Origin of the sequence: Allokutzneria albata, assembly GCF_900103775.1 — a bacterium.
Classification (GTDB): domain Bacteria; phylum Actinomycetota; class Actinomycetes; order Mycobacteriales; family Pseudonocardiaceae; genus Allokutzneria; species Allokutzneria albata.
Genome location: NZ_LT629701.1, coordinates 6,156,477 through 6,181,182 on the forward strand (window position 1 = coordinate 6,156,477; position 24,706 = coordinate 6,181,182).

At 70.4% G+C, this 24,706-nt stretch carries 22 protein-coding genes; 13 read left to right on the top strand and 9 right to left on the bottom strand.

Annotation, left to right across the window (positions count from 1 at the left end; translation table 11 throughout):
• Positions 1-25: 25 nt before the first annotated feature.
• From BLT28_RS28015 to dnaB, 6 genes are all read left to right on the top strand, one after another.
• Positions 26-1,027, top strand: a complete 1,002-nt coding sequence (locus BLT28_RS28015; RefSeq protein WP_030427814.1) for a hypothetical protein — start codon at positions 26-28, stop codon at positions 1,025-1,027.
• Between the two features lie 139 nt (positions 1,028-1,166).
• Positions 1,167-1,460: a 30S ribosomal protein S6 gene (gene rpsF / locus BLT28_RS28020; protein WP_030427815.1), complete on the top strand. Its 294-nt coding sequence runs from the start codon at positions 1,167-1,169 to the stop codon at positions 1,458-1,460.
• 30 nt (positions 1,461-1,490) lie between these two features.
• Entirely contained in the window at positions 1,491-1,985 is a 495-nt protein-coding gene (locus BLT28_RS28025) for a single-stranded DNA-binding protein (RefSeq protein WP_030427816.1), read from the top strand.
• A 72-nt stretch (positions 1,986-2,057) separates the two neighbouring features.
• Positions 2,058-2,306 carry a 30S ribosomal protein S18 gene (gene rpsR, locus BLT28_RS28030; protein ID WP_030427817.1) on the top strand — a complete coding sequence of 83 codons (249 nt, stop codon included), beginning with the start codon at positions 2,058-2,060 and terminating at the stop codon, positions 2,304-2,306.
• A 21-nt stretch (positions 2,307-2,327) separates the two neighbouring features.
• Positions 2,328-2,783, top strand: a complete 456-nt coding sequence (gene rplI / locus BLT28_RS28035; protein ID WP_030427818.1) for a 50S ribosomal protein L9 — start codon at positions 2,328-2,330, stop codon at positions 2,781-2,783.
• Positions 2,784-3,083: 300 nt separating this feature from the next.
• Positions 3,084-5,228 carry a replicative DNA helicase gene (gene dnaB, locus BLT28_RS28040; RefSeq protein WP_030427819.1) on the top strand — a complete coding sequence of 715 codons (2,145 nt, stop codon included), beginning with the start codon at positions 3,084-3,086 and terminating at the stop codon, positions 5,226-5,228.
• A gap of 2 nt (positions 5,229-5,230) precedes the next feature.
• Here dnaB and BLT28_RS28045 read toward each other — a convergent pair whose 3' ends face one another.
• Complete coding sequence (locus tag BLT28_RS28045) at positions 5,231-6,451, bottom strand: serine hydrolase domain-containing protein (protein ID WP_030427820.1); 1,221 nt, start codon at positions 6,449-6,451, stop codon at positions 5,231-5,233.
• Positions 6,452-6,559: 108 nt separating this feature from the next.
• Here BLT28_RS28045 and BLT28_RS28050 point away from each other — a divergent pair, with 108 nt between their 5' ends.
• Both BLT28_RS28050 and BLT28_RS28055 read left to right on the top strand, forming a co-directional pair.
• A complete protein-coding gene (locus tag BLT28_RS28050) occupies positions 6,560-7,213 on the top strand; it encodes an isochorismatase family cysteine hydrolase (protein ID WP_030427821.1) in 654 nt (217 codons plus the stop codon).
• Between the two features lie 60 nt (positions 7,214-7,273).
• On the top strand, positions 7,274-8,410 hold the full coding sequence (locus BLT28_RS28055; protein WP_030427822.1) for an MFS transporter: 1,137 nt from the start codon (positions 7,274-7,276) through the stop codon (positions 8,408-8,410).
• Here BLT28_RS28055 and soxR read toward each other — a convergent pair.
• The gene (gene soxR, locus BLT28_RS28060; protein ID WP_030427823.1) at positions 8,387-8,902 is read right to left on the bottom strand and encodes a redox-sensitive transcriptional activator SoxR; all 516 of its coding nucleotides are present in this window, start codon (positions 8,900-8,902) and stop codon (positions 8,387-8,389) included. The genes BLT28_RS28055 and soxR overlap by 24 nt on opposite strands.
• 51 nt (positions 8,903-8,953) lie before the next feature.
• Here soxR and BLT28_RS28065 point away from each other — a divergent pair, with 51 nt between their 5' ends.
• Together BLT28_RS28065 and BLT28_RS28070 are read left to right on the top strand one after the other, a co-directional pair.
• Complete coding sequence (locus BLT28_RS28065; RefSeq protein WP_043810551.1) at positions 8,954-9,355, top strand: PPOX class F420-dependent oxidoreductase; 402 nt, start codon at positions 8,954-8,956, stop codon at positions 9,353-9,355.
• 50 nt (positions 9,356-9,405) lie between these two features.
• Positions 9,406-10,350, top strand: coding sequence for a ribose-phosphate diphosphokinase (locus BLT28_RS28070; RefSeq protein WP_030427825.1), 945 nt, complete (start codon positions 9,406-9,408; stop codon positions 10,348-10,350).
• Here the strand turns inward: BLT28_RS28070 and BLT28_RS28075 are convergent, their stop codons facing one another.
• Positions 10,351-11,340, bottom strand: a complete 990-nt coding sequence (locus BLT28_RS28075; RefSeq protein WP_197683904.1) for an SMP-30/gluconolactonase/LRE family protein — start codon at positions 11,338-11,340, stop codon at positions 10,351-10,353.
• A 99-nt stretch (positions 11,341-11,439) separates the two neighbouring features.
• Between BLT28_RS28075 and BLT28_RS28080 the strand changes: the two genes are divergently transcribed.
• Complete coding sequence (locus tag BLT28_RS28080) at positions 11,440-11,880, top strand: MarR family winged helix-turn-helix transcriptional regulator (protein ID WP_197683905.1); 441 nt, start codon at positions 11,440-11,442, stop codon at positions 11,878-11,880.
• Here BLT28_RS28080 and BLT28_RS28085 read toward each other — a convergent pair.
• The 3 genes from BLT28_RS28085 to BLT28_RS28095 are packed head-to-tail and all read right to left on the bottom strand — an operon-like array spanning position 11,865 to position 13,104.
• Positions 11,865-12,272 carry a type II toxin-antitoxin system death-on-curing family toxin gene (locus BLT28_RS28085; RefSeq protein ID WP_231950464.1) on the bottom strand — a complete coding sequence of 136 codons (408 nt, stop codon included), beginning with the start codon at positions 12,270-12,272 and terminating at the stop codon, positions 11,865-11,867. The genes BLT28_RS28080 and BLT28_RS28085 overlap by 16 nt on opposite strands.
• A 28-nt stretch (positions 12,273-12,300) precedes the next feature.
• Positions 12,301-12,498, bottom strand: a complete 198-nt coding sequence (locus tag BLT28_RS28090) for a ribbon-helix-helix protein, CopG family (protein WP_030427829.1) — start codon at positions 12,496-12,498, stop codon at positions 12,301-12,303.
• Positions 12,499-12,531: 33 nt separating this feature from the next.
• Positions 12,532-13,104 (bottom strand): hypothetical protein, encoded by a 573-nt coding sequence (locus tag BLT28_RS28095; protein WP_030427830.1) that lies wholly within the window; start codon positions 13,102-13,104, stop codon positions 12,532-12,534.
• Positions 13,105-13,210: 106 nt separating this feature from the next.
• Between BLT28_RS28095 and BLT28_RS28100 the strand changes: the two genes are divergently transcribed.
• A complete protein-coding gene (locus tag BLT28_RS28100; RefSeq protein ID WP_030427831.1) occupies positions 13,211-16,864 on the top strand; it encodes a glycoside hydrolase family 2 in 3,654 nt (1,217 codons plus the stop codon).
• 109 nt (positions 16,865-16,973) lie between these two features.
• Positions 16,974-17,831, top strand: coding sequence for a GGDEF domain-containing protein (locus tag BLT28_RS28105; RefSeq protein WP_030427832.1), 858 nt, complete (start codon positions 16,974-16,976; stop codon positions 17,829-17,831).
• A gap of 162 nt (positions 17,832-17,993) precedes the next feature.
• Here BLT28_RS28105 and BLT28_RS28110 read toward each other — a convergent pair whose 3' ends face one another.
• The 3 genes from BLT28_RS28110 to BLT28_RS28120 form a co-directional block, all read right to left on the bottom strand.
• A complete protein-coding gene (locus BLT28_RS28110) occupies positions 17,994-21,134 on the bottom strand; it encodes a beta strand repeat-containing protein (protein WP_030427833.1) in 3,141 nt (1,046 codons plus the stop codon).
• Positions 21,135-21,358: 224 nt separating this feature from the next.
• Positions 21,359-22,156: a hypothetical protein gene (locus BLT28_RS28115; protein ID WP_030427834.1), complete on the bottom strand. Its 798-nt coding sequence runs from the start codon at positions 22,154-22,156 to the stop codon at positions 21,359-21,361.
• A 267-nt stretch (positions 22,157-22,423) separates the two neighbouring features.
• Positions 22,424-24,640, bottom strand: coding sequence for a translocation/assembly module TamB domain-containing protein (locus BLT28_RS28120; protein ID WP_030427835.1), 2,217 nt, complete (start codon positions 24,638-24,640; stop codon positions 22,424-22,426).
• Between the last annotated feature and the right edge of the window lie 66 nt (positions 24,641-24,706).

The window sequence follows — 24,706 nt, forward strand, 5'->3', positions numbered from 1 at the left end:
ATCGGTACGCACCGGAGGGGTGGCCATGCGCCTGCAGCAGGCTCTGCGGATCTCCGTGGTGGCCGTCGTCCTCGGCGGCGCCATGAGCACCGGGCTCGCCGCATCCGCATCCGCTGCCGCCGAACCGATCGTGGTCGGCGACTGCAAGGCCACCGTCATGGGCACGCCGGGCCAGCCGGTCTCGCTCAACCCCGGCGCGATCGCCGCCCCGGTGGTGAACCTGGTGCGCGCGGTGCCGCTGCTCGGCCCGCCGATCGCGGGCGAGGCGGACAAGGCGATCCGGCGGCTGCCGCCGATCCCGATCGGCGCCGTCCCCACCGGCTCCGGCGGCTACATCAGCGGCGGGCACATCGCGAGCGCCGTCATCAACAAGATCGACGACATCCCGCTGCTCGGGCCCGTGCTCGGGGCGATCCTCGACGGGGTGCGCACGACGCTGACCGCGGGCTGCGGGGTGACCACGCAGGTGGTCAACGCGGCGACCAAGCCGGTCCAGGAGGGCACCGGCGCGATCGCGGACGCCTCGCAGCGGCTCACCGGCGGCGGGGGATCGACCCCGGCCCCCGAGCAGCCGCCCAAGCCGAACCCCGGGCAGCAGCCGGGCCAGCAGCCCGGTCCCGGCCAGCAGAGCCCGCCCCCGCAGCTGCAGCCCGGCGTGACGCCCGGCCCCGGCGCCGGTGGGCTGCCGGACTTCCAGCTGCCCCTGTGGCCGCCGACCGGCTGGTACGACTTCGGCAGGGTGCCGCTCTACGACTACTCGAACCTGCCGGTGGCGTTGCCCGGCGGGCTCGGCGCGCTCGCACCGGGACTGCGCTACGGCCAGAACGTCCCCGGCTACGACCCGGTCTTCGGGCGGCTCGGCGGGTCGGCCGACGAGGACGGCGTGCGCTCGGCGGGCCAGGCATCCGCCCTGCCCTCCGGTCAGTCCGGCCGCGTCGCGGGCCCGGTGCTGCTCGCGGCGCTGGCGCTGTCCTGCGTGACGGCGGCCCTGGTCCGGACCTGGGCGCTGCGCAGGCTCCCCGCCTGAGGCGGGGTGGGCCGGGGCACACCCGGCCGATTACAACTCTGTCGGGGGCGCTTGTTAGGCTCCTCGGGTTGCTGACGCGACGACCCTCCTGCCACGGAACCGCCGTGGCCACTAAGCCCACAGGAGGTGAGTGGTCTTCATGCGTCACTACGAGATGATGGTCATTCTCGACCCGAACCTCGACGAGCGCACCGTCGCTCCGACCCTCGACACCTTCCTCAACGTGATCCGCAACTCCGGCGGCAACGTGGAGAAGGTCGACGTCTGGGGCCGCCGTCGTCTCTCCTTCGAGATCAAGAAGCAGGCCGAGGGCATCTACGCCGTCCTCGACATCAACTGCGAGACCGCTGCGGTCAAGGAGCTCGACCGCCAGCTGTCGCTGCAGGACTCGGTCCTGCGGACCAAGGTCCTGCGCCGCGAGTCCGCGAAGTAGTCCTAGTCCAGGGACGGAGATCTCGACACCATGGCTGGCGAGACGACGATCACGGTGGTCGGAAACCTGACCGCCGACCCCGAACTCCGCTTCACCCAGTCCGGCGCGGCCGTTGCCAGCTTCACCGTGGCATCGACCCCGCGGACCTTCGACCGCCAGTCCGGCGAGTGGAAGGACGGGGAAGCGCTGTTCCTGCGGTGCAGCATCTGGCGACAGGCCGCCGAGAACGTGGCCGAGTCGCTGACCCGCGGCATGCGCGTTGTCGTGCAGGGACGCCTCAAGCAGCGGTCTTACGACACGCGCGAGGGCGAGAAGCGCACGGTCTACGAGCTTGAGGTCGAGGAAGTCGGCCCCTCGCTGCGCTACGCCACGGCGAAGGTCAACCGGGTGAGCCGCGGAGGCGGCGGCGGTGGTGGCGGCCAGGGAGGCGGCGGCTACGGCGGCGGCGCTCCGGCCGACGACCCGTGGGGCTCCGCGCCCGCCGCGCCCGCCGGTGGCGGCTACAGCGACGAGCCCCCGTTCTGATCTCGCTGACCTCGGGTCCGGCACCGCACGTCCAGACTGAAACCTGAACCACATCTTGTGAGGACCACACACATGGCCAAGCCGCCTGTGCGCAAGCCGAAGAAGAAGGTCTGCGCCTTCTGCAAGGACAAGAAGAAGGGCAACGTCGCCCTGATCGACTACAAGGACACGACGCTGCTGCGGAAGTTCATCTCCGACCGCGGCAAGATCCGTGCCCGTCGCGTCACCGGTAACTGCAGCCAGCACCAGCGCGACGTCGCCACCGCGGTGAAGAACGCCCGCGAGATGGCGCTGCTGCCGTACACCTCGACCGCCCGCTGACCCGGCCAAGGAGAGAGTCAGATGAAGCTCATCCTCACCGCTGACGTGAGTGGCCTCGGCGGTCCCGGCGACATCGTCGAGGTCAAGGACGGCTACGGCCGCAACTACCTGCTCCCGCGTGGGCTGGCCATCCTGGCCACCAAGGGCGCGGAGCGCCAGGTCAAGACCATCCAGCGTGCTCAGGAGGGTCGCCGCATCCGCGACCTGGACCACGCCAAGGAGGTCAAGGCCAAGCTCGAGGGCCTCGGCGCCGTCGAGTACAAGGGCCGCGCCGCGGCCGGCTCGAAGAAGCTGTTCGGCTCGGTCACCGCGAACGACATCGTCGCCGCGGTCAAGGCCGCCGGTGGCCCGCTGCTGGACAAGCGCGCCGTCGAGCTGTCCGGTCACATCAAGACGACCGGCAAGCACTCGGTGTCCGTCCGGCTGCACCCGAACGTCACCGCCTCGGTCAACCTCCAGGTGACCGCCAGCGAGTAACGCCGCGAGTGCCGCCCGCCAGTGATCATCGGCGGGCGGCACTGTCGCACTGCGGCGGAACCAGCGCCGCGCTCCGACCAGTACCGTGGCAGTGGACAACGTGCCTGGGCACGTGTGATCGCCGTCTCACCAGCGACGCTTTGTTTTCCACATTCGCTCCACAGGGGTTGACCTGGGCGTTTCCCGAACGGTGGAGAAGTTGTCCCCAAGTAATCCCCAGGGGGCGACCGCAGCTGTGGCCGGGTGTGCACAGGCCATCCCCAGCTTGTCCACAGCTCTGTCCACAGGAGGAGGCATCCGGTGGCACTGGCCGACGACCGCGGAGGACCGCCGTCCGGCAGTCCCTTCGAACGTCAACCTCCCCAGGACCTCGCCGCCGAACAGTCCGTGCTCGGCGGCATGCTGCTGTCCAAGGACGCCGTCGCCGACGTGGTCGAGGTCGTGCGCCCGGACGACTTCTACCGCCCCGCGCACCAGGCGATCTACGACTGCATCCTCGACCTGTACGGGCGGGGTGAACCCGCCGACGCGATCACCGTCTCGGCCGAGCTGGAGAAGCGCGGCGAGCTGATGCGGGTGGGCGGCGCGCCGTACCTGCACACCCTGATCGCCACCGTGCCGACCGCGGCGAACGCCAGCTACTACGCGGAGATCGTCTCGGAGAAGGCGGTGCTGCGCAGGCTGATCGAGGCGGGCACGCGCATCGTGCACCTCGGCTACCACGGTGCCGAGGGCGGTGAGCTGGACGAGGTCGTCGACCGCGCGCAGCAGGCGATCTACGAGGTCACCGACCGCAACACCACCGAGGACTACGTGGCGCTGGAGGAACTGCTCCAGCCGACCATGGACGAGATCGACGCGATCGCCTCGCGCGGCGGCGTCGCGCTGGGCATCCCCACCGGCTTCGTCGACCTGGACGCGCTGACCAACGGGCTGCACGCGGGCCAGATGATCATCGTCGCGGCCCGGCCGGGTGTCGGCAAGGCGCTCGCGCTGGACACCCCGCTGCCCACCCCCTCCGGCTGGACCACGATGGGCGACGTCGCGGTCGGCGACGCGCTGATCGGCGCCGACGGCAGGCCGACCAGGGTGGTCGCGGCCACCGAGGTGCTGACCGGGCGCCCGTGCTTCGAGGTCGAGTTCGGCGACGGCACGGTGATCGTCGCGGACGCCGAGCACCAGTGGGCGATCGGCGCCGGGGTGCGGACCACCGCGGAGATCGCGGACTCGATGCGCCGGGGCGTGGTCAGCTCCGTGGTCAACGCGGCCGCGTTGGAGCTTCCGGAGTCCCCCGGGCTGCGCGCTCCGTACGCGCTGGGCGTCGTGCTCGCCGGGGGCAGCTCCGATCCCGAGATCACCATGTACGTGGAGGCCGAGGGCTTCGAGCCGGACCTCTCGGTGCCGTACCTGCGTTCCTCCGAGGCCCAGCGCCGCGCGGTCCTCGCGGGCATGCTCGACGTCGCGGGTTCGGTCGACGACAACGGCGCGGTGCGCCTGCCGCTGGGCGGGGACGCGCGGGAACTGGTGCAGAGCCTGGGCTACGACTGCGCGCCGGGCGAGGACGTCGTGTTCAGCACCGACGACGACGTGTTCCGGATTGAGCGGAAACACTTGGCGCACAAGGAGCTCCGGCGCGCCAGGCGCGGTGTGCGGGCGATCGTGGACGTGCGCCCGATCCCGAGCGTGCCGGTGCGCTGCGTCGAGGTCGACGCGGCCGACCACCTGTACCTGGCAGGCCGCGCGATGATCCCGACGCACAACTCCACGCTCGGGCTGGACTTCGCCCGCTCGTGCTCGATCAAGCACGGCATGACCAGCGTCATCTTCTCGCTGGAGATGAGCCGCACCGAGATCGTCATGCGCATGCTCTCCGCCGAGGCCCGCATCCGCCTCGGCGACATGCGCGGCGGCCGGATGACCGACGACGACTGGACCCGGCTGGCCAGGCGGATGAGCGAGATCAGCGAGGCGCCGCTGTTCATCGACGACTCGCCGAACATGACCATGATGGAGATCCGGGCGAAGGCGCGGCGGCTCAAGCAGCGCAACGACCTCAAGCTCGTGGTGCTGGACTACATGCAGCTGATGTCCTCGGGCAAGCGCGTCGAGTCCCGGCAGCAGGAGGTCAGTGAGTTCTCCCGGCAGCTCAAGCTGCTGGCGAAGGAGCTCGAGGTGCCCGTGATCGCGATCAGCCAGCTGAACCGCGGTCCGGAACAGCGCACCGACAAGCGGCCCATGCTCTCCGACCTCCGCGAGTCCGGATCGCTGGAGCAGGACGCGGACATGGTCATCCTGATCAACCGCCCCGACGCGTGGGAACGCGACGATCCCCGCGCGGGCGAGGCGGATCTGATCATCGCCAAGCACCGCGCGGGGCCCACCAGCACCATCACCGTCGCGCACCAGCTGCACTACAGCCGCTTCACCGACCTCGCCCAGAGCTGAGGTCAGTCCTCCAGCGCCTGGTAGACCGTGGTCCAGAAGTCGTGGATGAGGCGCGCCGAGTCCGGGACGGTCATCCCGACCTGGGTGAGCACGATTCCGGTGAGCTGGTTGACCGGGTCGGCGTAGGTGGAGGTGCCGCTTCCGCCGTCCCAGCCGAACTGGCCGACGGGCGCGTAGTCACCGCGGTAGGTGCGCACCGCCATGCCCATGCCCCAGCCGCCGTGCTGTCCCTGGCCGAACGACACGTGGACGTTCTCGGTGGCCATGGCGTTGCGGGCGGCGTTCTGCTCCGGCGTGAGGCGGTTGGTGGTCATCAGCTCGACAACGGGCCGGGACAGGATCCTCTCGTTCCCGCGCTTGCCGTGGTCGAGCAGCATCCGGAAGTAGGCGTGGTAGTCGTCGGCGGTGGAGACGAGCCCGCCGCCTCCGCCCTGGAACGCCGGGGGCGCGCTGTGGCGTCCGCCTTCGGCCGGGTCCCACACGTGGAACTCGCCGGTCTGCGGATCCGGGGCGTAGAGGGGCGGGAACCGGTCCATCTTGTCCGCGGGCACGTGGAAACCGGTGTCGTCCATCCCCAGCGGGGCGAAGACGCGCTCGCGCAGGAACGCCTCGAACGACTGGCCGGTGACCCTGGCGACGAGCACGCCGAGCAGGTCGTTGCTGATGTGGTACTGCCAGCGCTCTCCCGGCTGGTGCATCAGCGGGAGCGTGCCGAGGCGGCGCACCCACTCGTCCTGCTCGGGCATCGGCACCGGCAGATCGGGCGTGAGCCCCTGCTCGAAGATCGCGTTCATGATCGGGGCACCGAGCGCCGTCCGATCGATGCCCAGGCCGAAGGTGGAGGTCAGCACGTCCCGCACGGTGATCGGCCGGCGCGCGGGCTCGGTGTCGTCCAGCGGGCCGTCGATCCGCTTCAGCACCCGGCGGTTCGCGAGCTCGGGCAGCCACGGGTCGACCAGGTCGTCCAGCCGCAGCCGGCACTCGTCGAGCAGGACCGCCGCGGCCGCCATCGTGACCGGCTTGGACGTCGACGCCATCCGGAAGATCGTGTCCCGGCTCATCGGCGCGCCACCGTCGTGCCGGGTCGTGCCGATCGCCTCGACGTGCGTCTCACCGCCCCGGCTGATCAGGGCCACGACCCCCGGGATCTTGCCGGAGTCGACGTGCCGTGCCAGCACGTCGTGCACCCTGCTCAGACCTGCCTTCGAGAAGCCGCTGCTCATCGTGTTTCCCCTTGCGTGCCGTCAACTGGTTACGGCGACTACGATCGCCAGCCGCGCTGACGCGGCGCCGTCACGGCACTGACGCGACCTCTGACACGGGAACAGCACATGCACGAGTGGTTCATCGAGCCGCGTGAGTACGCGCGGCACGAGCAACGCCGGGGCAGGAGGTTCGCCTTCACCCACCTCACGCCTGCGCGCACGGCGTTGGTGGTGGTCGACATGGTGCCGTTCTTCGTGGCGGAGAACCCTTACTGCCGCAGCATCGTGCCCAACATCAACCGCATCGCCGACGCCCTTCGCGGCGCGGGCGGCACGGTGGCGTGGGTCCTCCCGGCGGTGACCGAGCGCACCGCGTTGGACGACGAGTTCTACGGCCCGGAGGTGGCTGAGGTGTTCCGGGCCTCCGGCGGCACGGGGCCGCTGCCGGAGCGCTTGTGGTCGGGCTTCGCACCGCACGACGACGACCTGTTCACGGAGAAGTCGGCCGCTAGCGCGTTCTTCCCTGGTCGCTGCGCGCTGCCGGAGTTGTTGGAGCAGCGCGGAATCGACACAGTGCTGATCACCGGAACGGTCACCAACGTGTGCTGCGAGTCGTCGGCGCGGGACGCGAAAACCCTGGGGTACCGGGTGATCATGGTCGCCGACGCGAACGCGGCCCGGCGGGACCAGGACCACAACGCCGCACTGCACACCGTCTACCGGACGTTCGGCGACGTGCGTCCGACCGACGACGTGCTCGGTCTGATCGCGGCGGCCTGACCCGCGGAGCTGTCGCAAAGCCGCCAGACAGGGGAGTGTTCGGCTGGTGAGGTGTATTCCATGCCCACCGCGACACTCACCCGGAACTGGCCTGCCGTCCTCTCGGTGATGATGGGGATCTTCTCCATTGTCACCACCGAGATCCTGCCGATCGGACTGCTCACCTCGATCGGTTCGAGCTTCGAGATCTCCGAAGGCGTCGCGGGCCTGATGATGACCCTGCCCGGAATTCTCGCCGCCATTTCCGCGCCTGCTCTCACCGTGGCGACCGGGCGCCTCGACCGGCGGACGATGTTGTGCGCCTTGATGCTCGTGCTCGCGATCGCGGATTTCCTGGCAGCCGTCGCGCCGAACTACTGGGTGATGTTGTTCTCCCGAGTCCTGGTGGGATTGGTGATCGGCGGTTTCTGGTCGATCGGTTCCGGGCTGGCCGCGCGCCTCGTGCCGGAGGAGGCCGTCGGCAGGGCGACCTCGGTGATCTTCTCCGCCGTCCCGCTCGGCTCGGTTCTCGGTGTTCCCGCAGGTACGTTCGTCGGGCAGGTGGCGGGCTGGCGAAGCGCCTTCGTGGTGATGGGACTGCTGACGCTCGCCGTGCTCGCCGCCTTGTCGTGGTGGATGCCGCCCCTGCCCGCGATCCGGGTGACGCGCCTCGACGTGCTCCGCGAACTCCTGCGCCGCCGGGACATTCGAATCGGGCTCGCGGTGACCGCGTTGATCGTGACGGCGCACTTCGCGACCTACACCTATGTCACGCCGTTTCTTCAGGAAGTGACGAGGACGGACTCGGTCACGCTCTTCCTGCTCACGTACGGGATCGCCGGAGTTGCCGGGAACTTCCTTTCCGGAATGTCGCGCCACGTGTTCGCCATCAGCGGCTTCATGATCGCGATCGCGACGTTGGCCCTTCCCGTCGCCGGGAGTTCGGAAATCGGCGCGCTCGCCCTGCTGGTCATCTGGGGACTCGCCTACGGAGCAGTTCCCGCCTGTTCCCAGAAGTGGTTCGCGGCGGCCGCGCCGAACGCCCCGGAGGCCGCCACCGTGCTGTTCACGTCCTCGTTCCAGGCGACGCTCTCCACCGGGGCGCTGCTCGGCGGCGTTGTCGTGGACGCCACGTCCACCACCACCGTCATGACGCTCGGCGGGGTGGTCGCGCTGCTGATGGCCGGGACGCTGCTACTCGCAGACCGCCGCGCATGAGTCCACAGTGGACGAATTCTTTTCCCTGCTGCGCAACGTTTCCGGGAGAAGCCGACGCGGTCCGGGCCCCTGCTCGCCGAGCACGTCGCGCGGGTTGGACAGGTGGCAGGTCTTCAGCGAGAGGCAGCCGCAGCCAATGCAGTCGCTGAGGTTGTCGCGCAGCTGCACCAGCTGCTCGATCCGCGTGTCCAGCTCGGAGCGCCACTCCGCGGACAGGTGCGCCCAGTCCTCCGGTGTCGGCGTGCGCTCGTCCGGCAGCGACGCCAGCGCCTCGCGGATGACCTCCAGCGGCATCCCCACGCGCTGCGAGACCCGGATGAAGGCGACCCGGCGCAGGGTGTCGCGGCTGTACCTGCGCTGGTTGCCGGACGTGCGGCGACTGCGGATCAGCCCCTTGCGCTCGTAGAAGTGCAGGGCCGAGACGGCGACCCCGCTGCGCTCGGCCAGCTGGCCGACGGTGAGCTCGGGTGTTCGGAGCGGCACTTGGTTCACGGCCCCACTGTAACTTGACCTCAACCCCAGTTCAGGTTGTTCGCTGAAGGCATGACGTTCACCGAGCACGAACTCCGCTACCTCGCCGAGCAGGTCCTCGGGCGGCTCGCGACCGTCGACGCGCACGGAGCGGTGCAGAACAACCCGGTCGGCTTCCGGTACAACGCCGAGACCGGCACGATCGACATCGGCGGCTACAACATGGGCGCCACGCGCAAGTTCCGCAACGTGCTGGCCACCGGCCGGGCCGCGCTCGTCGTCGACGACGTCGCCTCGTTCAAGCCGTGGCGGGTGCGCGGGATCGAGATCCGCGGTCGCGCGGAAGCCTTGTCCGGCCAGGAGAACACGCCCGCCGGGATGAGCGCCGAGCTGATCAGGATCCACCCGGAGAAGATCTTCAGCTGGGGTGTGGACCCCACGGCCGACGGCATGACGAGCCGAAAGGTGGGCTGATCACCGCTAGGATCGGTCCGCCTGCCCAGTCGTCGAACAGGGAGCGGTCCGTGCGGGACATCGCGGTCTTCAGCGGTAGTGCACACCGGCGGTTGGCCGAGGAGATCTGCGCGCACCTCGAGGTCCCGCTGCACCCGGTGCGGACCCAGCGCTTCGCCAACGACTGCATCGAGGTCCAGCTCCAGGCCAACTGCCGCGAGCGGGACGTGTTCCTGATCCAGCCGCTCGTCCGCCCGGTGCAGGAGAACCTGGTCGAGCTGCTGCTGATGACCGATGCCGCCCGTGGCGCCTCGGCCGGGCGGATCACCGTGGTCATGCCGCACTACTCCTACGCCCGCTCGGACAAGAAGGACGCGCCCCGGATCTCCATCGGCGGCCGTCTCGTCGCGGACCTGCTCGTCGCGGCGGGGGCCGATCGGGTGCTGGCGATGACCCTGCACTCACCGCAGGTGCACGGGTTCTTCAGCGTTCCGGTCGACCACCTGCACGCGCTGCGCGAGCTGGCCGCGCACTTCCGCCAGTACGACCTGTCCAACACCACCGTGGTGTCGCCGGACCTCGGCAACGCCAAGGAGGCCGCGCACTTCGCCCGCCTGCTCGGCGTCGGCGTGGCCGCGGGCGCGAAGCAGCGGTTCGCCGACGACAAGGTGCAGATCAGCTCGGTGATCGGCGAGGTGGCCGGGCGCGACATCATCGTGCTCGACGACGAGATCGCCAAGGGCAGCACGGTGCTCGAACTGCTCGACCGCCTGCGCGAGCTGGGCGCCAGGTCGATCCGGGTCGCCTGCACGCACGGGTTGTTCTCCAGCGGTGCGCTCAAACGGATCGGGGACCAGCCGGACGTGCTGGAGATCGTCTGCACCAACACCGTTCCGATCGCCGCCGACGAACGCGGACCGAAGCTGAAGATCCTCTCGATCGCGCCCGCGCTGGCCGAGGCGATGCGCCGGATCCACAACGGGGAGTCGGTCAGCGCCCTGTTCGACGCGCCCTGATCACAGCCTGCGCAGGGTGAAGCTCTCCGCTTTGCCTTGCCCCTCAAGCCAAACACCCATGCGCCCGTCGAGCACGTAGCTCCCGTGCGGCGTTCGCGCGATGGTGGTGGGCTGCGAGTCCGCCCACGGTTCGACCCGGTGCACGGCGCGCGCCGCGGTCCAGTCACGATCGGCCTCGAGCACGCTCACAGCGACTTTTCCGTTGCCGCCAAAGGCATTCGTCACCACCGCGAGGGTGCCGTCCTGGCGCAGGTCGAGCCCGTCACCACCGGCCAGCGGCCGGTCGAGGCGAACCTCGGTGATGCGCCGCGGGTCGTCGAGCGGAATGCGCAGCAGTGCGCCGGTGTCGTAGCGGGTCGAGAGCAGGAAGCCCTCGGGGTGCCAGACGATTCCGTTCATCCCGATACCCGTTGCGCCCAGCTTCGGGTCACGGACCAGCACCGCGGGCCGTCCCTGCGGGTCGATCCGGTAGAGCGTGTCCGAGGCAGGGTCGGTGACGTAGGCGTTGCCCGCGCGGTCGATCGCGAGGTCGTTCGCGGCGTGCCTGCCCGGTCCGACCGCGAGGCCGACGAGGTGCAGCAGTCTGCCGGTCGAGAGGCTGAAAATGCCCACGCCAGAAGACTTCCAGGTCGTTTCCGGCGTTGAGCGGCGACCGCTGCCCATGTCCCCGTAGGCCACGAGCACCCGGTTGCGCACCGCGTCCACGTGCACGCCGAACGTCTGCACCATTCGCGGGTGGGCGGCGAACGGGCGCACGCGGCCGTCCGGCCGGACCACCGAGATCGTGCCCTCGCTGATCGACGTCACCAGGAAGGACCTGCGCAGCGGGTCCCAGGCGATGCCTTCGGGGAACAGGTCCTGCGCCTTCGCGGTGATGACTTCCGGTAGTCCGTGCGGGCTCGCGGAAGCCACCGGCGTGAGGGTGGCCGCGGCCGTCGCCGCGACGGCGAGCGCGAGCAGTGACCGCCGCGCCATGATCAGTTTACGCATCTCAGTCCGTCCTCGTTATTAAGTAAGAACTCAAAATATAATCAGAGGTCTGATACCCGTCAATAGTCTCGCTCGCGAGGGGACTCGTACGATCGACGCATGGGCATGCCGCTGGAGGAGCGCCTCGGCGCGGACATCAAGCGCGTCGAGCACGAGCTGATGGGCGCGAAGCAGGCGGCGGTGCGCCCGGCCGGGCTGACCGTCGCCCAGTACTCGGCGCTGTTGGTGCTGGCCGAACAGCCGGGGATCTCCGCGGCCGAGCTGGCCAGGCGCTGCCGGGTCACGCCGCAGACGATGACCACGATCCTGCGCAACCTCGAGGCGGCCGAGCTGATCAGGCGCGAGCAGCACGAGCTGCACCGCAACGTGCTGGAGACGCGGCTGACCGACGCGGGCCGGAAGGCGTTCGAGCTGGCCGACCGGCACGCGTCCGCGGTGGAGCGCAGCCTCGCGGCGGAGTTCACCGAGCGCGAGCGGGACCAGTTGCGCGCGCTGCTGGCCCGCTGCTCGAAGGTGCTGACGAGTCAGCCCAGGGGCTGAGTCCACTCCGCGAGGACCTGGGCGATCTGCGGCAGGTCGCGGGCGCCGGTGGCGGCGTCGACCACCAGCCGCTCACCCTCGTCCACCGAGGGCGCGCGCAGGTCGCGCTGGTTGAGCACGTAGAACAGCCTGGTGGAGACCCAGGCCAGCCGCTTGTTCCCGTCGATGAGCGCGTGGTTGCGGGCCAGCGAGTGCAGCAGCGACGCGGCCTTCTCGTGCAGCGTCGGGTAGGCGTCCTCACCGAAGACGACGGCCTTCGGCCTGGCGAGCGCGGCTTCGAGCAGCCCCCAGTCCCGCACGTCGGGGGCGTGGCCGAGCGCGGCGTGGGCGGCGGCGAGCAGGTCGTCCAGGTCGAGGTAGTCGATCGGCTCCGCCGGGGCGTCCTCGATCACGGCGCTGATCCGATCCCGGCCGAACCGATCACTGCGCCAAGCGCTTCAGCAGCTCGGCGTCCTCGGCCACGATGCGGGCGAGCGCCGCGTCCCTGGTCGCGTTGCGGCGGTTGACGTACTCGCGGATCGCCCGGCGCGCGATGTCCTGCATCGACCGGCGTTCGCGTTCGGCGGCCAGGCGCAGGGCCTCGGTCTCTTCGTCGGTGAGCCGCAGAGTCATCGCCATGCCGGGAATGATACCGCGTGATACCAGTCTGTATCAGTCCTGGACGGGAATGCGCCAGCGCCACTCGGACACCCGCTCCTTCCCGGGAAGATCACCACGTCCGGTCGCCCACAGCAGCACCCGCCACGGGTCCCCGCCCTCGGTGACGTGCGGCATCAACCGGGCCAGCATCGCGCGGCAGACGTCGGCGGGCGGCTCCAGCCGGGCTCCGAACGCGGCGCAGATGTCGTGGCTGTGCAGCAGCGCCTCGCCGACGCCGATCGCCAGGTACCCGGCGGGATCGGTGAGGCCTGCGGGGTGGAAGGCCCGCGCGCTCGGCGGGGCGGCGTCGCCGATGACCGCGAACAGCTCGCCCGTCGCCCTGATCACCTCGATGACCTGGGCGTTCGTCGCACCTTCCTCGATCTTGCCCCAGACCTTGAGCTGCTCCGTCGCCCGCGCCGCCAGTGAGGTGGCGTAGTAGAGCAGGTCGTCGGCCAGGTGCTCCGCGGTGTGCAGGCAGGTCCAGTCGAGACCGGCGGCCGGGCGCGACCAGTCCTGGTCGGCCACGGAGCTCAGACCGGTCACGCACGCGGCGACGGCGGCGCGCAGATCGTCGGGTGTCATGGTTTCTGTCTACCTGAGCGGCCTGACAACACCTGTGGCCTATTGAGCGTTTCTGATCGGTCTGGAAGAACTGTGAGCGTCTTTGTGCGCCAGCGTGGAGGTTCGCATGCGTTCCGTCTTCCTGACCGTGCTGTCGGCAGCCCTGATCGCGGCAGGAACGACACCGGCGGTCAGCGCCGCGCCCGACCTCGACGTGTACTCCTACCTGGAGAATCCCGGGATCACCGGCGAGGGCCAGGAGCCGCACCACGCGGAGCTGCGCCCCTACGCCGACCGCGCGGCCGCGGTGCGCGGGGACGAGCGGACGCCGTTCACCCGCAGCCTGGACGGCGACTGGAAGATCAAGATGGCCGACCTCCCCGAGCGCGTGCCCGCCGGGTTCCACGCCGCCGGCTACGACGTGCGGGACTGGCGCACGGTGCGGGTGCCGCACACCTGGCAGATGGACGGGCTGGACCACCCGATCTTCCGCAACATCGCCGAGGAGATCGTTCCGGACACCCCGCCGAAGGTGCCGCGCGACGTGAACCCGACCGCCGCCTACGCCAAGGACTTCGACCTGCCAGCGGACTGGGCGGGCAGGCGGACGTTCCTGCGCTTCGAGGGCACCACGTCCAGCTACTTCGTCTGGGTCAACGGCCGTCGCGTCGGCTATGACCAGGGCGGGTACACCCCGGCGGAGTTCGACATCACCGAGGCGCTCAAGCCCGGCCGCAACCGCCTTGCGGTCCAGGTGCACCGGTGGGCGGCGGGCGCCTACCTCGAAGACGTGGACCAGTGGCGCTTCGCCGGGATCTTCCGGTCGGTGTGGCTCTACTCGACCCCGGCCTCCTTCGTCCGCGACATCACCGTGCACACCGACCTCGACGCGAACTACCGCGACGCCCGGCTCGACGCGAAGGTGGAACTGGCCGGAAAGCCCACCGGCGAGAAGGTGACCGCGAGCCTGCACGACTCCTCCGGCCGTGAGGTCGCGCGCACCTCCGCACCCGCTGACCAGGCCGAACTCGCACTCAGCATGCCCGTCGCGAACCCCGCGAAGTGGACCGACGAGACACCCGACCTCTACACGCTGGTGCTGGAGTACGGCGGCCACATCACGAGCGAGACGCTCGGCTTCCGCGAGATCACCATCGCCGGCAAGCAGCTGCTGGTGAACGGCAAGCGCGTGCTGTTCAAGGGCGTCAACCGCGCCGAGACCGATCCCGACCACGGCAGGCACCAACCCAGGGACAAGCAGCTCCGCGACGTGAAGCTGTTGAAGGACCTGCACGTCAACGCGGTGCGCACCTCGCACTACCCGTCCGACCCGCACTTCTACGACCTGGCCGACAGGCACGGGCTGTGGATCGACGACGAGGTGGACATCGAGACGCACTCGCGCGAGGACTGCCCGAGCAAGTGCCTCGCCGACAAGCCCGAGTGGCAGGACGCGTTCCTGGAGCGCTTCGTCGCCATGGTCGAGCGGGACAAGAACCACCCGAGCGTCTTCATGTGGGACACCGGCAACGAGGCCGGGCTCGGCGCGGCGCACTACAGGATGGCGGAGTGGGCCAAGCGCAACGCCCCGGGCCGACCGCTCTACCACCAGCCCAACAAGCCCGACGGGGACGCGCCGTTCGCCGACGTCTGGGGGCCGCGCTACCCGACCCCGGCCAGGCTCGCCGAGCAGGGGCGCAGGACCACCAAGCCGGTGATCATGGGGGAGTACGCGCACGCGCAGGGCAACAGCCTGGGCAACTTCCGCGAGTTCTGGGAAGAGATCCGGGCGAACCCGGTGCTGCAGGGCGGCTTCATCTGGGACTGGGCCGAGCAGAACCTGCTGCTGCCGCTACGGATCGCCCCGGACTCCTCACCGAGCAGGATCTCCGCGCACCTCAGCGGGATGCCGAAGCTGGTCGACGGCCGCCGCGGGAAGGCGCTGAGCCTGTCCGGGCTGGACGACTTCGTCGAGGTCTACCGCGATCGCAGGCTGGACATCACCGAGCAGCTGACCCTGGACGCGTGGGTCAGGCCCGCCGAGTGGCGCGGCAGCATGACCATGATCGCCAAGGGCGACCACCAGTACGCGCTGAAGCTCAAGAACGAGAAAACGCTGGAGTTCCACGTTCACGGCGGTGGCTCCTGGCACACCGTGTACGCGCCCGTACCTGCGGATTTCTACGGCAACTGGCACCGGGTGAGCGGCACCTTCGACGGATCGGTGCTGCGGCTGTTCCTCGACGGCAAGCAGGTCGGGGAGACGGCGTGGGCCGGGCGGATCGACAACACCGCGTTCCCGGTGAACATCGGCCGCAACCCGGAGCTGCACCAGGACTTCAACGGGCGGATGTCGCACGGCGTCCTCGACGACGTCCGGATCTACGACCGCGCGCTGAGCCCGGAGCAGCTGGCGGCCGACCCGGTCGACAAGGCGGTGCTCGCGCTGGACTTCGACCGGCTGGAGGAGCGGGGCCGCTACTCCTCCTACGGCGCGCACCAGTCCGGCGCGGACGGCTTGATCAACACCGATCGCACGCTCCAGCCGGAGACCGCGCAGCTGGCGTGGGTGCACCAGCCGCTGCGCTTCGCCTTCGCCGGCAACCAGGTGTCGATCAGCAACGAGCAGGTGTTCGCGGCCGTGCAGGGCAAGGAACTCCGTTGGCGCCTCACCGAAGGCGCCCGGGTGCTGCGTGAAGGACGCCAGGCCCTCCGGGTTGAGCCCGGTCAGACCGTGCGCGCCGGTGTTCCGGTGATCGCCAACCCCGGAGACGTCGAGCGCAGGCTGACCGTCGAGGTGGTCGAACCCGGCGGCCGGGTCTTCGCGCACGACCAGTTCGGCGCAGGTGGGAAGGTCGTCCCGGGTGCTGCACCGCCGCGGGCGAGCGGTCCGGCGAAGGTGACCGAGACCGGCGACTCCGTGGTGCTCAGCGGTGACCGGTTCCGCTACACCCTCGACAAGCGCACCGGCACGTTGACCTCGATGAACGCCGAGGGCGCCGAGCTGCTGAAGCAGGGGCCGCGCCTGGACGCGTGGCGCGCCCCGATCGACAACGAGCGGGTCTGGGGCTACTCCGAGGAGAAGGACTGGCGCGCGGTCGGGCTCGACCGGCTCGCGACGACCGTGGGGTCCGTGCAGGTCGAAGGCGGCAAGGTGATCGTCCGCAGCACCGTCGCCGCGCCCGGGGTCACCGACGCGTCCTTCGCGCAGACCGTGCGCTACGAGGTCGACGACGCGGGCACGATCCGGCTCGCCACCGAGGTGGTCCCGCAGGGGCGGATGCGGAAGCTGACCTATCTGCCCAGGATCGGCACGGCGCTCGGCGTCCCCGACCACTTCCACCGCTTCTCCTGGTACGGCCGCCAGAAGGAGAGCTACAACGACCGCAGGGACGGCACGCCGATCGGGGTGTGGACGAGCACCGTGGAGGCCGAGCAGGTCGGCTACGACAAGCCGCAGGACAACGGCAACCGCACGGACACGCGATGGGCGCTGCTGACCGACGGCCGCACCGGGGGCCTGCTGGTGACCGGGACCAACGACGTCGCCGTGAGCAGCTACGACGACACCGATCGGGCGGAGTACCCGTTCCAGCGACAGCGCAATTCGGGCTGGACGACGCTGCACGCCGGGCACGCGGCGAGCGGCGTCGGTGACACGCCGAACCCGCTGTTGCCGCAGTACAGGGTGGTCGCCGATCGCGACTACCGGTACGAGCTGGTGCTTCGTCCGCTTGCCCGGGACGAGGTTCGCGCGGGGCTGCCCCGGCAATCCAGGTGATGCCATCCACAGATACCCCCCATTCGGGTGGTGTCTAGAGCGCTTGCCCGAGCCGATTTACGACAGAGGGGCTTAGCCACGGCCTTCGATCGGCGGAAGGTGCGCAGCCATGACCGTGCAGATGGACTCCACGGCGGCACCGACCACCCCCGCAGTGTGGGACGAGCTCGTCTCGGAGCTGCCGGTGGGGCTGGTGTTGCAGGACGAGCACGGCGACGTGCTCGCCGCCAACCAGCTTGCCGGGTCGCTGCTCGGGCTCAGCCGGGCGGAACTGCTCTCCGGCAGGCGGCCGGACGGCTGGCGGTCCTTCGACGACTCCGGCGCCCCGCTGCCCAAGCCCAGCGAGCTCAGCGCCCAGGTGCTGCGGACCGGGGCCCAGCTCTCGCTCGCCGTGCTGGTCGAGCACGCGGGGCTGGCGCACACCCGGCTGTGGGTGGAGTTCACACCGGTCCGGCACCGCGGCCGCGGCTGCGTGCTGATCCAGCTCAACCCGGTGCACGACGACATGCCGCACAGCAGGGGACTGCTGGACTCGTTGACCGGGCTGCCCGGTCGCGCGCTGCTGCTCGACCGGCTCCAGCAGGCCCTGACCAGGGCGCGCACCCTCGGCACGCTGGCGACGCTGGTGCTGGTCGACGTGCACCACCTGGCCAAGGTCAACACCGAGTACGGCTTCGACAAGGGCGACGAACTGCTCGCGGTGCTCGGCGGCAGGCTCAGGGCCGGGGTGCGCGCCGACCACACGGTCGCCCGCTACGGCGGGGACGAGTTCGCGGTGGTCGCCGAGCACCCGAACGGCGACGGCGCGGCCATCGCCGACCGCGTCCGCGAGCTGGCGGAACGCCCCGTCCGCATGGGCAAGGGCCGGGCGCTGCGACCGGAACTGCGCGTTTCCTGGGTGACCAGCGACGGCAAGGCGCCGCTTCTCTCGGTCCTCGACTGCGTCGAAAAGCGCCTCCACCACTGACCCTTTTCTCCACTTCCGGGTCAGCCCCGGGAAAACGCCGGCGAATAAAGAACACGACGAAGCCGGGAAGCGATTTTCGCTTCCCGGCTTCGCCTATTGGAATCGGAAGTGCTCAGGAGTTCCTCGACGCACCCACATACTCAAGGAACCCCCGGAGGTGGGTCAGCCCTTCAGGCCACCCAGGCCACCGACCAGGCCGCCGCCGTTGACCAGGCCGGTCACCGCGGAGGTGTCGATGGTGTTCAGCGCCGGAGCGTCGAACGCGCGGCCCTGGGCACCCGGGGTGGGCACCTGAGCGGCGGGCAGCTTCGGCAGCTTGCCGATCTGGCCGGCGGGCAGGACCTTGGTCAGGCCACCGGTCAGGCCACCCAGGTTGGGCAGCTGCGGAGCGGCGCTGCGGGCGGCACCACCGGTGGTGGGCAGCTTCGGCAGCGTGGAGAGGCTGGGCAGCTCGGTGGCCTTGAGCAGGCCCCCGCCCAGCGCCTCGTCGGTCACCGGCAGCGACAGCGCCGCGGCCTGGTCACCGGCGGAGACGGCGGTGGCGCGCTCGCCCTCGGCCATTGCCTCACCGAAGACCTCGATGGGCAGGTCGAAGATGGCGGCCTCGCCGGCGACCGGCAGCAGGGCGTTGACGCCCGACAGGCCGCCGCCCTCGGCACCGCTGGTGACGCCGGTGCCACCGGCCACCGTGGTGACCGCGTTGCTGCCGGTGCCGTCGGTCACGGCCAGGCCGGACACGGCGTCGCCGACGACCTCGCCGGCAACCGCGACCGGGACCTGGGCGATGACGCCCGAGACCGAGCCGTTGTCGCCCGCGGTGACGTAGTCGCCACCCGCGACCGCGGCGGCGTCGCCGACGGCCAGCGCGTCGGAGGTGCCGCCGACCGAACCGGCAACGCCGTCACCCTGCACGACCGGAGCCAGCGGCGCGGTGATGATGTCGCCGCCGAGGAAGCTGCTCACGCCGTTGGTGGCGGTGGAGCCACCGGCCGCCGAGGAGGTCACGTTGTCCGCGACGCCCGAGGTGTTGGCGATGAAGCCCACGCCGTCGCCGAACACCTGGCCGGTGCCCGCGATCGGCAGGGACGCGACGGTGCCGTTGGCGGTGCCGTGCACGCCGCTGGTCACGTTGTCGCCGCCGGCCACCGAGGAGGTGGTGTTGGTGGCGGTGCCGTCGTAGTTGCCACCGGCGCCGATGCCGTCGCCGAAGCCCTGGACGGGCAGCGCGACCGCGGCGTCGACGATGTCGCCCGCGATGCCGCCGTTGTCGCCAACGGTGGTGTTGTCGCCAGCGGTGCTGACCTCGGTGGTGTTGTCAGCGGTGCCCTCGACGTTGTTGGTCAGGCCGAGGCCGGTGCCGAACAGCTGCACCGGGCCGGAGACGCGGCCCGCGCCGATGACGCCGGTGATGACGCCGTCGGTGCCGTCGGTGGTGACGTCGCCACCAGCGGTGGAGGCGGTGTCGTTGGTCGCGTCGGCCTCACCGACGACGATCCAGCCGAGCGAGTTGCCGAAGCCCTGGACGGGCAGCGCGACCGGGGTGTGCACCGCGTTGCCGGAGACGCCGCCGTCGACGCCGTTGGCCTTGACGTCGTCACCGGCGATGACGGTGTCGCAGTTCTCCGCGACGGCCTCGGTGTGCGCGATCCAGCCACCGGAGTTGCCGAACAGGCCGACCGGGCCCGCGACGGGCACAGACACGGCGTTGCCGCTGCCCAGAGCGTCGTCGTCGTCAGCGGAGACCTCGCCACCGGAGTGCGTGGTGGTGCTGTCGGTGCTGACCGCGTCGGAGTTGACGATCCAGCCGGGGGCGTTGCCGTCGACGTCGACCGGCAGCGCGATGGAGCCCTGCGCGGCGTCGCCGGACAGCAGCGAGTCGTTGCCGCGGGTGCCGACGAAGCCACCGGCACCGTGGGTGCCCTGGTCAGCGACCTGGGCGTCGGTGTTGGCGATCCAGCCACCGGAGTTGCCCGCCGCCGAGATCGGCAGCGCGACCGGGGTGCTGGGCAGCAGGCCGGAGGCCAGCGAGTCGTCGCCCAGGGTGTAGCTGTTGCCGCCCGCACCGGTGGTGGTGCTCTGCTCGTGGTACGAGTCGGCGTTCACGACCCAGCCGGCCGCGTTGCCGATGAGCTGCGCGGACGGGGCCAGCGGCACGTCCACGACGGAGCCGGAGCCCAGGCTCTCGGAGCCGTTGGTGTGCGTGGTGCCCGCAGCCTCGGAGAAGGACTCGGTCGCGCTGTCGGAGTCGGTGTTGGCGCCAAGGGCACCACCCGAGTTGCCGGACGCGACGCCGTCCGCGGAGATCGGCGCCTGGATGACGTTGCCGCCGACCAGCGAGTCGAGGCCGTTGGTGTCGCGGTCACCGTTGGCGACGGCGGTCGCCGAGGTGGTGCCGTTGGTGTCGGAGGTCCCGACCAGCCCGCCGAGGGCGTTGTTGTTGACCTCGACCGGCAGCGCGATCGGGGCGTGCGCGATGTTGCCGGAGCCCGAGCCGTCCTCGCCGGTGGTGGCGGCGTCGCCGGTCACGTCGGCCGAGATGTCGGACTGGTTGTTGGCCTCGGCCACACCCGCGAGGGCGCTGATGGCGTTGCCCGAGCCCTGGATCGGCAGCGCGATGGCGGGCTTGACGACGTTGCCCGACAGCGAGCCCTCTTCGCCACTGGTGGTGACGGAGCTGCCCGACTGCACGTCGGTGGTGGAGGTGTTCCACGTGGTGGCCGAGCCGACCGCGGCGAGCGCGTTGCCGGTCAGCTGCACCGGCACGACCGCGTCGGCGTCGACGACGTTGCCCGCGAGGCCCTGGTGCGTCCCGTCGGCAACCATCACCTCGGGGTTGTTGTAGCTGTAGGTCGACTCGTTCTCGACCTCGACGTTGTCACCCGCGGCGATGGCGTTGCCCGCCACGTCGATCGGGATGATCAGGTCGGCGTCGACCTTGTTCGAGCGGAACGGGTCGCTGCCGCCCTCGGCCTTCGAGGCCTTCTTGTTCGGGCCGTAGGCCTTGCGGTCGGCCTTCTTCGCGTCCGCGTCGGCGGTCATCCCGGCGGTGGCGCCGCCCATCAGCGATGACACGTCGACGGTGAAGTCCCGCTTGAAGGTCGGGACGTCGACCTTGCCCACGAGCGGCAGACCGACCGCGTTGTTGTCGAAGTTGACCGGGATCGAGATCTTGCCGCCGAGCGGGGTGGTGGGGGCGTCAGGGTTGACCTGCGCCTCACCGGCCTGCGCGATACCGGCACCCAGGATGAACATCCCACCGGTCAGCAGCGCAGCCTTCATGCCGCGCTTCGCCCAGGAATGCATGTGGATCTCCTTCTGGTTGTCCCCTGAATTCGGGGGTTATTAGGCGGGTGGCTGGACGCTGTCGCGTCGGGGCAAACAGCCACCCATGTCTTGGGGGTGATGGGCGGGTGCCCACCGGGCTGTTGGCGCGGCCACTTGCGAAGGAGGAGATGTGCGCACGAGGGCGTCGTGAAGACTCACCCGGCGGCGCAGGCATCTACCTGCCGCAGGCCGCGGGGAGAGAGTCAGTCAGGAGTGGTGCCGGGCTGCTTGGCAGTCGCGGCCGCCATGCGGTGGAGAGCAGCGGCGCTCAGCGCCTGTCCACGCACGACGAGGGCGTGACCGGCCGAGAGAAAGCCGCCCACGTTGAAGCCACCGGTGCCGGGTCCGTCGTGCAGGCACGAGCAGGAACCACCGGGAATCTGCACGGGCGCGGAGGGCAGCGGGTACCGCGGGCCCTCGTCCTCGCCCGGCTGCGGGCGCTCGGTGTCGCCGACCGCGGGACCGTGGTTGACCACGGCCGCGGGCAGGACCACCGGGTGCCCGGCCTCGTTCTTCGCCGGTCCGCCGGTCTTAGGCGGGCCGACCGGGTCGCCCTGGGGCGTCCCGGCGTCCTGGGTGGTGGTGGCGGCGGAGCGGGCGGAGCCCGAACCGGTCAGCACCTTCTCCAGCACGGCGGAGGGAACGTCGATCAGGTTCTGCTGCTTGGGCTTGAGCAGCCCGGCCAGGCCCTCGACGGCACCGGCGAGCGGGTCGGCGTCGTCCTCGACGGCAAGGCTGCGAGCCTTGCTCGGCGCGGAGACGACCTGCTCGACGACGGCGGCGACGGTGGACTGGGTGGCGTCCGCGACCGGCTTGGCAGTGGCCTCGACGGAGTCGACGACACCGTCGAGGGGCGCGGGCAGCAACGGAGCATCGGCAGCGGCGGCGGTGCCAGAGGCGACCAGCCAGCCGGTGGCGGCGGTGCCGGCGACCAGGAGCGCACGGGCCAGCAGCCGACGCACTCGGCCACCCCCCGTGTTCGCGCTCTGGTTGCTGGTCACGTGCCGCCTCCGCCGTTTATGTCTGCGTGTCGTTGTTGACGGGCTGAACTCTGTCAGGCCGACAACGCCGAAAGCGAGTTCCCCGGCGCTTTATGCCACTATCGAGTTAATAGGCGGTTGTGGTCCAGGTCACGCGATTTCTCGACAACTCCGGGCAACCCGATTTGGAATTCGCAGGTGATCAACATTGAGCAGAGCAGGTATTTCGAAGCCTCGAACAAAGGTTGTCTAGGTTAATTTCTCCAGACAGATTTCGGTCTCGAGCGGTCAGCTCCGTTTCAGCACCCGCGTCGCACCCGCCGCCACCGTGGACGCCAGCACCCAGCCCAGGGCCACCAGCCCGCCGGAGACCCACTGCGAGGTGCCGGTGAAGGCCCACATGTTGTCCTGGCCCAGGTTGATGATCGGCAGCAGCAGATCTGCCGAGACCAGCCACGGGTTCCACTCCGGGTTCTGCCCGTCGTCCAGCCTCGACATCCGGTGGTCGTCGAACCACAGGCCGCCGCCCAGCCAGAACACCGCGATCCAGATCATCGCCAGCCACGGGCGGTAGCCGTAACCGACGGTGCACTCCTGCAGCAGCCCCCAGAACTTGCCTGCGAGCCCCAGCTCCCAGTGCCGCCTGCGCTGCTTCTCCAGCAGCACCCGCACGGCGCGCTCCTCGTGCCCGGAGCGCCGGTAGAACGTGGCGAACAGGTCGTAGGGGCCGGGCGCGAAGTCCGGGATGACCCGCCGCAGCCACCTCAGCCTGGTGCGGACGCTGACCTCGGGCGTCGCGGTGATCGCCTCGAACCGGAAGTCCTCCAGCTCGACCCCGCCCGAGGAGGCCCACAGGAACTCCCCGTCGGTCACCGAGACCGCGGTCGCCCTGGTCAGGACGACCTTCCCGGCGGGTGGCTCGGCGAAGCGCACCACGAGCTGCTGCGCGGACAGCCCGTAGGCGTTCAGCGCGATCCGTGCTTCCTTGCTGCCGAGCACCGAGCCGGTGAAGCTCGCCATCTTGTTCACCTCGACCAGGCGCAGGCGGACTCCGCCGCTGGCCAGGAACCCGTGCGTGCACAACAGGTCCTTGCCGACCATGGCGACGCGCGCGTCCAGCGAGGGCTTGAGCGAGCCGTCCGGCCGTAGGCGGGGCTTGGTCAGGTGCGCGCCCGTGCAGTCGAGGGTCGAGCCGATGTGGGCGTTCTGCAGCCTGATCGAGCCGGTCGCGCGGATGTGCCGGAGGAACAGGGTGCCGCCGATGTCCAGCCGGTCGGCGAACAACGAGTCGATGCCGGGGCCGTGCAGGTGGACCCCGGAGAGGCTGGCGCTGCCGCGCACCTTCGCGTCGACGAGCCGGACCTGCCCGTAGGCGCACATCGCGCCGTTGCGCTGCCCGGCCCCGGACTCGTTCTCCCCGCCGACGCCGCGCGCCTCCAGGTCCCCGCCGACCTCGATGCCGTCGGCGATGAAGGCCAGCGGAACGCGCTGCACCGGTTTGATGCCCTGGTCGGCGAGCCCGACGACGGACTCCTCCTCACCGAGGCAGGAGCCGGAGAGCCGGAGGTAGCCGCCGAGCGTGGCGTTCGGCAGGCGGACCGAGCCGGAGGCGGTGAAGCCGCTGTCCATCTCCACGTTGCCGTCGACCTGGATCCGGTCCGCGACAAGGGAAGCGGTCGTGTCGGCCATGCCGCGCGGCATCACCAGCACCTGGTGGTCCAGTGCCTGCGGGATGCGCAGGCGGGCGCCGGAGAACACCGCGTCGCCACCCACCCGCGCCCCCGCGAGCACGACGCGGCCCTCAGTGGTGAACCGCCCGCCATCGCTGTCGCAGAACAGGTTCCCGGCGACGACGACCCCGGAGGCCTCCAGCGCGTCGCCCTCCGGGTTGGACAGGTAGGCGCCGCCGAGGTGGATGCTGCCGCCCACGTTGGCCCCGCGCAGCCGCACCTCGCCGGTCGCGCGCATCGCGGTCGCCTGGAGCGAGCCGGAGATGTTCAGCCGAGCGCCGAGCAGCGCGTGCCCCTGCGGGCTGCGCAGCACCGCGCCCGCCAGCCGCAGCGTGCCCTGCACCGCGCCGTCGGTGAGGTCGAGGCAGCCGTCGCAGGTGAACCCGGCCTCCAGCACCAGATCGCTGTCCACCCGGAGGTTCTTGCCCTTCAGCCCCGGCATCCGCGATCCCGGCAGCCGCAGCCCGGCCAGCTGCGCCATCCGCACGTCGACCTGGTTGGTGAACACGCAGTCGGCCAGCTCGACCAGGTGCGAGACCTTCACCGACTCCAGGTTCAGTTCACCGGTCACCCTGGCCCCGGCCAGTCGCAGCGCCGGAATACCGGTGATCTTGACCCGGTAGAGGTCGGTCAGCAGCGCGACCAGCACGGCGGCCCTGACCTGCCGATCCGTCTTGCCCGGCAAGGGAAGCGTGAGCCGGTCCCCGGTCCCGAAAGCCCGGCACACCTCGCGTTCGGCCTCGGTGAGATCCGAGGGTTTGACGTACTCGCCCACGCGTTCCTCCGCCCCCTGCTGGTCAGACCTGATCTCACCGGTTCGACGGCCTGGTGGGAAGGCCGG